Source organism: Aurantiacibacter marinus (genome assembly GCF_001021555.1).
Classification (GTDB): Bacteria; Pseudomonadota; Alphaproteobacteria; order Sphingomonadales; family Sphingomonadaceae; genus Alteraurantiacibacter; species Alteraurantiacibacter marinus.
This window is the reverse complement of record NZ_LDCP01000004.1, coordinates 151,969-165,792: the sequence shown is the minus strand read 5'-3', so window position 1 is coordinate 165,792 and position 13,824 is coordinate 151,969. Positions and strand designations below refer to the sequence as shown.

Here is a 13,824-nt window from a genome sequence, read left to right as displayed (position 1 = left end):
GCCTGCGATTGCGGCACGTGCAAGCAGCAGCGGTTCTCTACATGCCTGAGAACTTCACCAGAGGCATTTGTGGCAAGAGGGCAACAGGCATTGCGTTTACGATGCGTCCCTTGCGGCAGCAGAAGACTTGCTGCAGTTTGTCGCAAGATGTCGCAGGCGCGAATACGCCATGCAGCACACAAACAGGGGAGAATATATGAAATTTTCGGGCAAGCGTATTGCAGTGTTCCTTTGCGGGACCGCCCTCATGGGGGTCGCAGCTACTCCGGTGCTGGCTCAAGACGAATCTGAAACTGAGCAAGGCGACGATTCTGATCCAGATATTGAGATCGTCGTTACCGGCTCCAGAATTCAGGGCGCTCAGGTTGATGATGTTCTTCCTGTAACGGTTGTCGGTGAAGATCTGATCGATGCCATTGATCCAGCCTCTGGCGACGAGTTGTTTCGCGCAATTCCGCAGGCCGGCGCAGTAAACTTCAATGAACAAAGCACGGCGGGCGGTGTGAACGGCGCGCGCGGCGACATCGGATCGATAAACTTGCGCGGCCTTGGCACGGGCAACACACTGATGCTGATCAATGGTCGGCGGATGGTGCTGAATCCCGGGTTCCAGACGGAGCTTTTCGTTCCTGTGGTGTCGCCGGACACGAACACGATCGTGCCCGGATCGGTGCGCCGTGTTGAGATCCTGCGCGATGGCGCATCGGCCGTTTATGGTGCGGATGCTGTGGCAGGTGTGGTCAACACGATACTGCGCGGCGGCCGCACCGGAGGTTTTCTACAAGCCAATTACCGCGAATCCGATAACATCGGGCTCTACAGCTTCAGCCTGCAAGGTGGCTACGGCTTCGATTTTGCCGATGGCCGGGGCAATCTGACCGTAAATGGCCACTATTTCCACGAAAACGGCGTAAGTGCATCGGTGCGTGATTATTCGCGCAGCAGCGATCTGCGCCCTTTCCTAGTCGGCACGGATTTTGAAGGCGATACCCAGTTCGACAACCGTTCGATCAATTCGCCCTGGGGCGCCTTCGATATCCAGGGGTCGAGCGCAACATCATCCAACACCACTGCGCTGCGTGATGATGATTTCCACCTTCAGCCATGCTCTTTATTCGGACCCAATGGTGCAGCGGATAGCGATGGACGGGTCATAGATCTGGGGAATGGTATTTGCGCCGACAACGGCGGCACGATTGATCGCGACATCCGCTATGACCTTCAGGGTGATCGCCAGCTCTATTCCGAAAAGGACCGCTACAGCGTGCAGGCTTTGGCGAGTTACGAACTGAGCGATGCGGCGGAACTGTATTTTGAAGGGTCGTTTTATCGTTCCGAATTTTACCGCGAGCGTGAACAGAACACCATGTTGTCGGCGGTGCCACTTGGCATAGAAGCAACGGCCTATTGGAACCCGCTTGGCCCGACAACGCTTGCCGATGGTTCGGCAAATCCGAACCGCGTCGACAATGGCATCGGTTCGGGAGTGGGCGCCGGCGGGCGCGCATTGCTGCTTGAAGATTATCGTTTCGTCGATGCAGGCCCCCGGCAAGGCAGCGTAGACAAGGATGTTTACCGGATGGTGCTGGGCCTGCGCGGAGAAATCGGCGCCTGGGACTATGATGCTGGCTTGCTGTATTCTCAGGCCAATACCAATGATCTTACCCGCAATCGTGTTTCCAGTACGCTTGTTCAGGATGCGATCAACCGCACGGATGAGACAGCCTACAATCCCTTCAATGGCGGCTGTTTCCCGGGTGAGGGCGTCAATGGCGCGAACAACGGCGATTGCACTCCCAATTCGCAGGCCGTGCTGGATACGATCACCACGGATGTATTCCGCAAGGGCGAGACGACCCTGGCGTTAGCCGATTTCCGCGTTTCCAACGCCAATGTCTTCGCCGTCCCCGGCGGCGGTGTCGGTGTTGCAGCGGGCGTCGAATTCCGCCGCGAAACCTTTATTGATGACCGCGATCCGCGGCTGGATGGAACAATCACATTTACAAATGCGGTAAATGGCGATTTCTTTGGCAGTGATGTGCTGGGTTCCAGCCCGTCGCCCGATACAAGTGGAAATCGTGAAGTCTATTCTGCCTTTGCCGAGGCGCTGGTGCCCGTGGTTTCCCCCGAAATGGACATCCCGCTTATCCATGAGCTGGAGGTGCAATTGGCTGCACGCTTCGAGGAGTTTTCTGACTCTTCCAGTGCACTAGTACCGCGCGCTGCGGTCGCCTGGCGTCCATTCGGCGACTTGTTGCTGCGCGGCGCATGGTCACAAGGTTTTCGAGCGCCAAACCTGATCCAGATTAATGACGAAGGCACGACGCGCTCCAATTCCGTGTTGTTGGCGCCCGAATGCGTTGCCGAGATCATCAAGGGTGAAGAGGACGATGTGCCTGATTGCGGCACGGTTGGCACAATTGATTTCCGGGAAGGTGCGCGTACTCTTGATCCGGAGGAAACAGAGAGCATCAATCTGGGCGTAGTATTCACGCCCGGTTTCATCCCCGGGCTGACAATCACCGCAGATTACTGGCAGGTCGAGCAAGATGGCATCATCGGCATCTTCGGGAATGGCAATGCCTTGCTGCTTGATCTTGTGCAGCGCTTGCAAGGCAGCTTTAACCCCAATGTCTTGCGTGAAGCGCCGGATGCGGGACAGCTTGATCTGTATGCTGGTACTGGCATCAATCCCGCTGGCGATATCATCCAGATTCTAAACCCGTATCGCAATCTTGACCGGCGCACCTCGGAAGGGGTGGATATCGGTTTGTTCTATAATTTCGATACATCGTTCGGCACGTTTGATCTGCAATTCAACGGGGCGCGGCTGATAAGCTTCAAGCAGGAGGCAGGCCCTGATGCCTTGCCGCTATTCGAAGATCTCAATCCGCTACTCGCTGGAATTCCCGAACTCTCACTTGGCGATATTGCAGCACTGCAACCGACCGGCTTTGGCGAATTGCTGGAAATCGACGGGCGACCGAAATGGCGCGCAACAGGTTCTGTGACCTGGGAAAACGGTCCGGTCCGGGTTAATGTGTTCGGGCGCTATATCGATTCATTTTTCGATGATAGCGCGCAGCAGGACGATACAGCCGAGCTGTTCCCGGTTGATGACTGGTTCACGATGAACGCATCGATCAGTTACACCATCGAGAACGATGGCCCGCTAAACGACACGCGAATCCGATTTGGTATCAACAATCTGTTTGATGAAGATCCTCCGATCGCGGATGAGAGTTTCGGCTATTACGGCAGCATCCATAATGCACGCGGCCGTCAGTTCTCGATCGACATCCGCAAGAACTTCTGAGTCAAAGAGCCGCCGCAATTGTTGCGGCGGCTCTTGATAGGAGAAACTGATGCCCCTGCGAAACGCAGCCATCCTCGCAAGCGCGCTTTGCGTAGCGGGTTGCACATCAATGGGTGCAGAGATGCCGGAGCGGCCGCTGCTGGATATTCCGGCTGAGGCTCGTTGTGTTGGCCAATCGCTCGCTATCGACACGAATTTTCCCGCTGGCGCACTCTCCAGTTGCACCATTGGCGACGATGGACAAATTGCCATCACCATCGCGCCCGAGAATGCACCGCCGATCAATTGCAGTCCGTGGTACGCATTCCGGGTCCACACCGCCGAAGCTACCGATGTTTCCATCCGGCTTTCCTATACTGAATGCGGGCACCGCTATTGGCCCAAGGTCAGCACGGACGGGGTAAACTGGGAATATCTCGATCCCGACCAGGTTGCGGTGCGTGAGTTTGCGGGCATGGACTTTGCTGATTTGACAATTGCCACCACCGGGGAACCGTTGTTCGTATCGGCGCAGGAAATCATCGCGCCTGCGACCTATGATGGCTGGATGGATGGTTTGCTGACAGGCGGCAATGCAGGCCGCTATTTGCTGGGGCCCTCGGCAGAGGGCCGCCCCATCGAAGCGCTGTCCATCGGCAATGCCGACGCACGTGAGCAGATCGTTCTGATCGGACGGCAGCACCCGCCTGAAGTCACTGGCGCGCTAGTGATGTTTCCTTTCGTGGAGACACTGCTTGGAAATGATCCGCTGGCGGTGCAGTTTCGGGCTCGCTTTCACGTGACCGCAGTTCCGCTGCTGAACCCTGATGGGGTGGTGCGGGGATATTGGCGGCACAATACCGGCGGCGTTGACCTGAACAGGGATTGGGGGCCGTTCAGCCAGCCTGAGACCCGCCTGATGCGCGATGTGTTGAACGCCATCGGTGCCGATCCCTGGCAAGACCTGCGCCTGATTCTCGATTTCCATTCCACCAACAGGGATGTGTTCTACACCATTCCCGATGAGCTTCCGACTGATCCGGAACTTTTCACCCGCAATTGGCTTGCGCGTTATCAGGACCGGATGGCCGGCTACGATGTGAACCGCGATGCGCGCCACACAGTGGGCAGGCCGATTTCAAAGGCCTATGCCTTTGATACTTATGGCGTGCCTGGTGTCACATTCGAAATCGGCGATGAGACCGACAGGGCGTTGATCCGCAGAATCGGGCGTGAATCGGCCATCGCGATGATGGAAACATTGCTCGCATACCCGCCGGAATAGCTGGCCTATAGAACGGCTGGTACAAGCCACACGGCGATGATGGAAACCAGCACGATTGCCACGATATTCAGCCAAAAACCCGCGCGCATCATATCCCTGATCTGCACTTCGCCGGTACTGAATACGATGGCGTTGGGCGGCGTTGCGACCGGCAGCATAAAGGCGCAACTAGCGGCAATCGTGACCGGTACAACCAGTATCAGCGGATCAAGCCCGAGCTCAAACGCCAGCGCCGCAACCACTGGCAGCAAAGTGGCCGTGGTAGCGACATTGCTGGTGAGTTCGGTCAGGAAGATTACCAGACTGGTGAGCGCGACGACCAGCAGGATGTGATTGATCGCGCCCAGCGGTGCAAGTTGCTGGCCCAGCCACAAGGTCATACCCGTGGCCGACAGGGCCGCTGCCAGCGACAGTCCGCCGCCAAATAAAATCAGCACGCCCCAAGGAAGGCGCTTGGTGTCTTCCCAAGTCACCAGAGCATGCCGATCGGTGCCGCTGGGGATGACAAAGGCGATCAGCGCGGCGGCCATGGCGACGCCCGCATCGCTCAACCCTTCAATGCCAGTTGCATCGGCGAACGGCTTTCGCAGAACCCAGCCGAGCACGAGCAGAAGGAAGAGCATCGCGGTGCGTTTTTCGGAATTCGACATTGCACCCAGCGCGTCATATTGGCGCGCCAGCTCCTCCCGTGTCTCGGGTGAAGAAACGAATGACACCGGATAAAGGAAACGGGTCAGCAACATCCAGCCGAGCGGCAGCAGGATGATCGAAACGGGAATGCCGATCAACATCCACTGCGCGAAAGGAATTTCGATCTGATATTCGCTTTGCAGAAAGCCGACCATAAAGGCGTTGGTGGGCGTACCCACAAGTGTCGCGACCCCGCCAATCGACGCGCCATAGGCAAGGCCAAGCAACAATGAGATCTGGAAATCACGCTTGGCTTTGTCGGTCAGGCCGGGAGAAGTCTCTCCAACCAGCAGTGCCAAAGACACCGCGATCGGAAACAGCATCAGAGTGGTCGAAGTGTTCGAAATCCACATGCTGAGCAGGGCGGCGGCGAGCATGAACCCCGCCACCAGGCCTTTCCCGCTTTTGCCCATCGCGCGGAAAATAAGCATCGCAATACGTCGGTGAAGTTCACTGCGCTCAACTGCCAATGCGACGATAAACCCCCCCAGGAACAGGAAGATTATGGGGTTGGCGTAAGGGGCGGCAGCGCCTTCAATGCCCGCCACACCAGCCAATGGAAAAACGATGATCGGTAATAGTGCAGTCACTGGCAGAGGGATGGCCTCTGTGGCCCACCAGATTGCCATCATCGTGCCGGATGCGGCCACAAATCTTGCCGGATAGTCCAAACCTTCTGGCGTGAAGAATGTCAGTATCGCGACAAATGCGGCGATACCTGCGGCAAGGCCAACCAGTTTCGGGCTGGCTTCTGACGGTTTGTCGGCAAGGGCGTCTGCGCTCATGGCAAAGGACTTTCAGGAAAGGAATGGAGCCAAGAGGCCGCGCTAGTCGCGCCCATAAAACTCGCGCACGGTTTCGTCGGCGACTGATTGCAGGAACAGCGCATCTGCTTCGCTGACCGCGCCAAAATAGTCGTAGCCATTACCGACGGGAGAGCTTTCATAAATGCTTGCAAAGACCGTCGCAGCGGCAAGATAGGTGCCCAGTAAACTGGGATGCGATCCGTCAAAAGCCTTGTGCAAAACAATGTCGGGACGGCGGCGATAGGCTTCTTCAAATGCCAGGCCCACGGGAATGACCAGCGCGTCTATCTCGTTGCCGGTCGCGATATAGAGCGATGCAATTTCGCTGATCATGTCCGGTCGGTATTGTGCATGTGGGGGCACGTATGCCGGCGTCATGTACAGCACCGGCTCTCCGCCCGCAGCCCTGACCCGCTGCGCATAATCTGCCGCCGTCGATGCAAAATTCGCGCGGCGTTCCGGCGTGAGTGCTGCTGAACTGATGCCCTGCATGATGACGGTTTGAAAAGGCTCCGAAACTCTCAAATTGTCTGGATCGAGCAGATGGTCGATCGGATGATCTGACAGCATCGCTCCGCCAATCGTCGCTGATTTGTACGTCAGGTCCCTGCGCTCGATCAGTCCGGCTTCGGCCACCATGCGCTGGACGTGATTGTGCAGACTGTCATTATAATAAAAATAGCTGTTGCCAACGAACAGGATCCGGCTCGGAGCGGGAGCCGAAAGCTGCCCTATTTCCGGTGTGACGGACGAAACCGGTAGCGCATTTGGATCAATCCTTACGCCTTGTGTAACCGGAGATGTGCAGGATGAGGCAAACATCGCGGCGGCAAGCAAACTTGCCGCTCGGCGGTTACTTAGAAAGCTGATGATCCTCATAGGATTGCGGACATGCCACAGTGATCAGGCTTGCGCCAGTATGGAGCTTGTGGAGGAAATCTGCGGCCGCCTACGTTACCTCACTGAAAGCACGCGCATCCGCTTGGCCACATCCGGCTTGCGCACAATTTCATCGAGAGGTTCCGGCAGGCGTCGCCGCCAATTGGGATGTTCATGCGTTGTGCCGGGAAGGTTGGGTTGCTCCATTTCGCCAATCAGGTCTTCGAGCGGGGTGATCGCCAAAACGGACGATGACCCGGCGATATGGTTCACCGCCGCGTCCACCACTGCGTCTGTGTCGCCGGGCGCAGGTCTTTCGCTGCTGCCAGTCATGGTAGACCACAACAATCCGCGGTCCCAATCGCGCCTCTCTTCTGCTTCGGTCCGGTCGGTTCCTTCCGCCAGCCGGCCCAGCTTTTCAGCCCAGTCAAGATCACGTGCCGCCCACCATCCCGCAACAGTTGGCGTATCATGCGTGCCAGTCATCGCGACGCTGTTTGCCGGATAATCATGCGCGCCGATAAAGCCGTCATCCATCGCGCGTTCAAACCACAATACCCGCATGCCCAGCATCTTGCGCGACGTCACAGCATGGGTGAAGCCAGAAGGGCTCGTGCCCAGATCCTCTGCGATGATCAGGGCCTGGGCGAGGTGCGCTTCCAGCGTGACCAATCGCACGAGGTCCAGGAACGGATAGGTAATATAGGCGCCGTTCGAAGATGGCTCACCTTCCGGGATCACCCACAGTCGCGCGAGGCCGAAGGCGTGGTCGATGCGCAAGCCTCCTGCCGAACGCAAAGCCGAACGGATCATCTCGATAAAGGGGCGATACCCGCTGGCGCGCAGCCCCTTCGGCGAAAATCCGGTGATGCACCAGTTCTGACCCAACGGACCAAGCGGATCGGGCGGCGCGCCGATAGTAAGCCCTTGCAGCATCGCATCACGCATGGCCCAAGTGTCGCTGCCCGCCAGATGCACGCCAACTGCCAGATCAGTGATCAGGCCGATGTCCATTCCGGCATCGCGGGACTGCCGGTGGGCCGCCGCCAGACTTTCGCGCGCCATCCATTGGGCGAACAGGTGGAACTCTATCTCTTCAGCTTTGTCCTTGGCAAAGCGCTTCACCGCTGCGCTTTCCGGTCTTTGGAATTTCGCAGGCCAATCGCGCCATCCTTTCGCGCCGCCAGGCCGGAAATGGCAATCCAGTGCATCGAACAGTGCATGGCGCCCAAGAGCTTCGCTTTCGTCCCCACTCGCCAAGTTGATCTGCGCGCGCAATTGGGGGCCCAATCCCGCGAAGATTGCGCGTAATTCTGCCAGCCGCTTTGGCAATGCCGCCGGCCAGTCGATCAATTCGTCCGAGGCTTCAGGTGGCAAAGCTGGAAAGCCGAGCAAAGCGGGATCTGCCATCGAGGCGTTCAGGAAGGTGCGGCTGGACGGGGAATAGGGGCTGTAATCCTCGCCCGTGCCGGGGAACAGGGCATGGACGGGATTGATTGCCATCGCATCACAGCCTTTGGCGCCAAGCGCCTTGGCCGCAGCGGCAAGCTCTCCAAATCCGCCGAACGCGCGCGGAACGACACCGCGCAAGGCGGGAACCTGAACCGAAGTCCCCCACATCCGCCGCGTATCAGGCGCGGGCCATGGGCACTCGCGCGGAGCAACCGCAAGCTTGATGCAACGTCGACCCAGCTTGAGATCGTAGTAACCCGGCTGGGAAACCACACCGAGAACCCCGTTCTCGACAGCTATCTTTTGCGTTACGCCGTCTTCACCGGTGATCTCGGCAGACGATGCCTTGGAAGGTAGAGCCGTTGGCAGGCCAACTTCTGTTACCAGCATTGAAGGAAGCCCGTGGGTCTGTTCCGCAATGCCGGCCAGGCTGCGCTCTATCTGGCGGCTTGAACCTGTTTCATGGCCAAGTGCATGCAACACACCGGCAAGCGCCATGTCGGAAATCTCCTGCTCATTCCCTTCAACGTCACGCCAGCCGCGTTGCAGTCCCGCAGCGGAAGCAAGCTGATGGATTTCTGGGGAAGTGGTGGAGGACACTGTACGGCTCATAGCGCGGGCATCGACTACCTGCGTCCCGCTTGCAACTGCGCAAATGACGACGGGATCAATGAATTCGATTGCACGGCAGAATGATTGATTGCGTAAGCCTATCAGAAACCCCTAGGCTGTCCCCAGGGATAGAGTGGCGAGAGTGCACAACCCACCACACGGACCGGCAAAAGCAGGACGTAACAACGTAACCAGATGAGGAGTGCAATTTTCTTGCCCGCCAATTCCGATATTAAATCCGAGCAGCTCGAAGCGCGGATCATGAACATTCTACGCCACAGGATCGGCAAGAACGAGACTGCCGCGAAGGAACACGATTGGTTCGCCTCTGCCGTGTTGGCCTTGCGCGATGAAATTATCGATCGCTGGATTGAGTCCACATCTCGAACGCATGAGGCGAAAGGGAAGCGGGTCTATTATCTCAGCCTTGAATTCCTGATCGGGCGATTGCTGCGCGATGCGCTGTCGAACCTCGGGCTGACCAAGGAAATGGACCGCGCGCTGCGCGAACACGGTCTCAACCTGGCAGAGCTGGAAGAGCTGGAGCCGGATGCGGCGCTTGGTAATGGCGGGCTTGGCCGATTGGCAGCGTGTTTCATGGAAAGCCTCGCCAGCCTTGATATCCCGGCATACGGTTACGGCATACGCTATGTAAACGGCATGTTCCGCCAGCGCATCGACGATGGCTGGCAGGTCGAGCTGCCCGAAACATGGCTGGCACATGGAAATCCATGGGAATTCGAACGCCGTGAAAGTGCCTACCGGATCGGCTTTGGCGGCGAAGCGGTGGTTACCGATGATGGCGTGAAATGGGTTCCGGCAGAGGAGGTCGAGGCAACGGCCTTCGATACACCTGTCGTCGGCTGGCGCGGCAAGCGAGTCAATACGCTGCGCCTCTGGAGTGCGAGCGCGCTTGATCCCATCAAGCTGGAGGCATTCAATGCTGGCGACCACGTTGGCGCCTTGGTCGACGTCCTGCGCGCGGACTCACTTGTGCGGGTCCTATATCCCGCCGATTCCAGCCCCGCCGGCCAGGAATTACGGCTGCGGCAGGAGTATTTCTTCACCTCTGCCTCCATCCAGGACATCGTGCGCCGTCATGTGCAGTATCACGGTGATATCCGCACCTTGCCGGACAAGGCCGCGATCCAGCTGAACGATACCCATCCAGCGGTTGCGGTTGCCGAATTGATGCGTCTGCTGATCGACGATCACGGGCTGGAATTTGCCGAGGCATGGGATGTGACCCGCGAAACTTTTGGCTACACCAACCACACGTTGCTTCCAGAAGCGCTGGAAAGCTGGCCGCTGCCATTGTTTGAACGATTGTTCCCGCGGCACATGCAGCTCGTTTACCAGATAAACAGCGGCGTGCTGAAACAGGCGCGTGAAATTGGCATGAGCTGGGACGAAGTTTCTGCCATATCCCTGATCGATGAAGGCGGGGACCGCCGTATCCGCATGGCAAACCTGGCCTTTGCCGGGGCGCACAGCGTAAACGGCGTTGCGGCGCTGCATACCGAACTGATGAAGACCACGGTCTTTGCCGATTTGCACAAGCTTTATCCGGACAAGATCAACAACAAGACCAATGGCGTCACGCCGCGCCGCTGGTTGCAGCAATGCAATCCCGGCCTGACCGGTGTGATAAAGGAAGCAATCGGCGACGAATTCCTTGACGATGCAATGAAGCTGTCGGCGCTTAATGCGCTGGCTGATGATGCGGCGCTGGGCGAACACGTGTTGGCAGTAAAACGCGCGAACAAGGTCGCGTTGGCCGATCACTTGAAAGGTTTGATGGGGATATCACTGAACCCTGACGCCATGTTCGATGTGCAGATCAAGCGCATTCACGAGTACAAGCGCCAACTGCTCAATTTGATCGAGACGGTGGCTCTGTACGATCAAATCCGCAGCCATCCTGAAATCGACTGGGTGCCGCGCGTCAAGATTTTCGGCGGCAAGGCAGCGTCCAGCTATCATAACGCCAAGCTGATCATCAAACTGGCGAATGACATCGCACGCCGCGTCAATTCCGACCCGGTTGTGGGCGATCTGCTGAAGGTCGTGTTCGTGCCGAATTACAATGTATCGATGGCGGAACGGATCATTCCAGCTTCCGATCTTTCCGAACAGATTTCCACCGCCGGGATGGAAGCATCAGGCACGGGCAACATGAAATTCGCTCTGAACGGCGCGCTGACAATCGGTACGCTGGACGGCGCGAATATCGAAATCATGGAACATGTCGGGCGCGAAAATATCGTGATCTTCGGTCTGACCGCAGAGGAAGTAGCTGCGCAGCGCGCAGGTGATTACAATCCGCGTGAGATTATCGAAAACAACCCGGAGCTGCGGCAGGCGGTGCAGGGGATTTCATCCGGCGTATTCTCTCCGGATGATCCCAAGCGTTACGCGGGACTCATGGACGGTCTTTATGATAGTGACTGGTTCATGCTTGCCGCCGATTTTGAAAGCTACAGCGAAGCGCAGCGCGATGTGGATCGCCGCTGGCGCGATACGGCGGGCTGGCAGGCAGCGGCCATTCGCAATATCGCCAATGTCGGCTGGTTCAGTTCCGATCGGACGATTTCCGAATATGCGCGCGATATTTGGGGCGTGATGTGAAGCCATCCGGGTCCGCGATAGAGGCCTTGATGGCCGGAACTCATGCGGACCCGTTTTCGCTGCTCGGCATCCATGATGGGCCCGAAGGCGCCTTTGCCCGGGCGATCCTGCCCGGCGCAGAAACTGCCGAGGCGCATGATCTGAAGGGCAAGAAGCTCGGCAAGCTGGCTCGGGTTGACGAGCGAGGATTGTTTGAAGGCAAGGTCAAAGGCAAGCGTCAGCCGGTCAAATATCGCTGCACTGCTGGCAAGCATGAATGGTGGGTCACCGATCCTTACAGCTTTGGTCCAGTGATGGGCCCGATGGATGATTTCCTGATTGCGGAGGGTACGCATCAGCGGCTGTTCGACAAAATGGGCGCGCATCTGATCGAGCACGAAGGGGCCAAAGGTGTTCACTTCGCGGTCTGGGCACCCAATGCCAGTCACGTTTCGCTGGTCGGCGATTTCAACGATTGGGATGGCACGCGCCATCCCTTGCGCAAGCGGCTGGATATCGGCGTGTGGGAAATCTTCATTCCCGATCTGGGCGCTGGACGCGCCTACAAATACCGCATTGTCGGTCCGGACGGCACCGTACTTCCTTTGAAGGCAGACCCGTTCGCCTTTGCTGCCGAACTCCGGCCCAAAACCGCCTCTCTCACATCCGATCCGGGCAAGCCTGACTGGGGCGATGCAGAGCACCGCGCGCATTGGGCTTCGGTCGATGCGCGCAGGGAACCGATTTCCATTTACGAAGTCCACCCTGGATCGTGGGATCGGGACGAAAACGGCTGGTTCCTGAGCTGGGATGCGATGGCCGAAAAGCTGATCCCCTATGTCGCTGACATGGGCTTCACCCATATCGAATTTCTGCCGGTGTCAGAACATCCCTACGATCCGAGTTGGGGCTATCAGACCACCGGGCTGTATGCGCCGTCTGCGCGCTTTGGCGGGCCGGACGGCTTTGCCCGGTTCGTGGACGGTGCCCACCGCGCTGGCATCTCTGTACTGATTGATTGGGTGCCTGCCCACTTCCCCGTGGACGATCATGGCCTCGCCAAGTTTGACGGGACCGCTCTGTACGAACACGAGGATCCCAAGCTCGGCTTCCACCCGGACTGGAACACCGCGATCTACAATTTTGGACGCCGCGAAGTTGCCAGCTTCCTGATTAACAACGCATTGTTCTGGGCTGAACATTACCACGTGGACGGGCTGCGCGTAGATGCAGTCGCCTCCATGCTCTACCGCGATTACAGCCGTGAAGATGGCGAATGGATACCTAACGAGCAGGGCGGGCGGGAAAACTGGGAGGCGGTGGCCCTGCTGCGTGCAATGAACCGCGCGCTCTATGCCAGCCACGCCGGGATCATGACCATCGCCGAAGAATCGACATCGTGGCCGGGCGTGTCACAGCCTGCCTATGATGATGCGCCGGGATCGACCGCGCTGGGTTTCGGGTTCAAATGGAACATGGGTTTCATGCACGATACGCTGCAATATATGGCGCGTGATCCGATCCACCGGCAGTTCCATCATGACGATATCACATTCGGTCTGGTCTACGCCTTCAGCGAGAATTTCGTACTGCCGATAAGCCATGATGAAGTGGTTCACGGCAAGGGATCGATGCTGACCAAGATGAGCGGCGATGACTGGCAGAAATTTGCCAATCTGCGCGCATATTACGGCCTGATGTGGGGTTATCCGGGCAAGAAGCTGTTGTTCATGGGGCAGGAATTTGCGCAGCGGCGCGAATGGTCTGAAGAACGCGCTCTTGATTGGGATTTGCGCTGTTCCCCGATGCACGAAGGCGTGCGCAATCTGGTGCGTGATTTGAACCATCTCTACGCCGCCAAACCTGCGCTGCATGCGCGCGATTGCGAAGAGGAAGGGTTCGAATGGCTGATCGGTGATGACAGCCAGAACTCGGTGTTCGCATTTCTGCGCAAGGCGCCGGGTGAAAAGCCGATTGCGGTGATCAGCAATATGACGCCCGCTTTTCACGATAATTACCGCGTGCCTCTGCCGCATGACGGCAAATGGCGCGAAATTCTCAACAGCGATGGCGAGACATACGGCGGCAGCGGCAAGGGCAATCTAGGACAGGTGACCGCAAAAAGCGGCGCTGCAGAAGTGGTCCTTCCTCCATTGGCTACGGTCATGCTGGAATGGGACGAATAAACACATACGGGA

The 13,824-nt window shown here is 57.8% G+C and carries 7 protein-coding genes; 4 read left to right on the top strand and 3 right to left on the bottom strand.

Going from position 1 to position 13,824, the window contains the following annotated elements; genetic code table 11:
• Positions 1–196: 196 nt before the first annotated feature.
• Positions 197–3,316, top strand: a complete 3,120-nt coding sequence (locus tag AB731_RS12810; RefSeq protein ID WP_052769063.1) for a TonB-dependent receptor domain-containing protein — start codon at positions 197–199, stop codon at positions 3,314–3,316.
• A gap of 49 nt (positions 3,317–3,365) precedes the next feature.
• On the top strand, positions 3,366–4,580 hold the full coding sequence (locus tag AB731_RS12805) for a M14 family metallopeptidase (protein WP_082126495.1): 1,215 nt from the start codon (positions 3,366–3,368) through the stop codon (positions 4,578–4,580).
• 5 nt (positions 4,581–4,585) lie between these two features.
• Here AB731_RS12805 and AB731_RS12800 read toward each other — a convergent pair whose 3' ends face one another.
• The 3 genes from AB731_RS12800 to malQ all read right to left on the bottom strand — a co-directional run bounded on the left by AB731_RS12800 (position 4,586) and on the right by malQ (position 9,019).
• Positions 4,586–6,055 carry an SLC13 family permease gene (locus AB731_RS12800; protein ID WP_047094421.1) on the bottom strand — a complete coding sequence of 490 codons (1,470 nt, stop codon included), beginning with the start codon at positions 6,053–6,055 and terminating at the stop codon, positions 4,586–4,588.
• 42 nt (positions 6,056–6,097) lie between these two features.
• Positions 6,098–6,898 (bottom strand): SGNH/GDSL hydrolase family protein, encoded by an 801-nt coding sequence (locus tag AB731_RS12795; RefSeq protein ID WP_156167466.1) that lies wholly within the window; start codon positions 6,896–6,898, stop codon positions 6,098–6,100.
• Positions 6,899–7,030: 132 nt separating this feature from the next.
• Positions 7,031–9,019, bottom strand: coding sequence for a 4-alpha-glucanotransferase (gene malQ / locus AB731_RS12790; RefSeq protein ID WP_047094420.1), 1,989 nt, complete (start codon positions 9,017–9,019; stop codon positions 7,031–7,033).
• Between the two features lie 195 nt (positions 9,020–9,214).
• Here malQ and AB731_RS12785 point away from each other — a divergent pair, with 195 nt between their 5' ends.
• Positions 9,215–11,647 (top strand): glycogen/starch/alpha-glucan phosphorylase, encoded by a 2,433-nt coding sequence (locus AB731_RS12785; protein ID WP_047094419.1) that lies wholly within the window; start codon positions 9,215–9,217, stop codon positions 11,645–11,647.
• The gene (glgB, locus tag AB731_RS12780) at positions 11,644–13,812 is read left to right on the top strand and encodes a 1,4-alpha-glucan branching protein GlgB (protein ID WP_047094418.1); all 2,169 of its coding nucleotides are present in this window, start codon (positions 11,644–11,646) and stop codon (positions 13,810–13,812) included. The genes AB731_RS12785 and glgB overlap by 4 nt, the downstream gene beginning before the upstream one ends.
• Positions 13,813–13,824 lie beyond the last annotated feature (12 nt).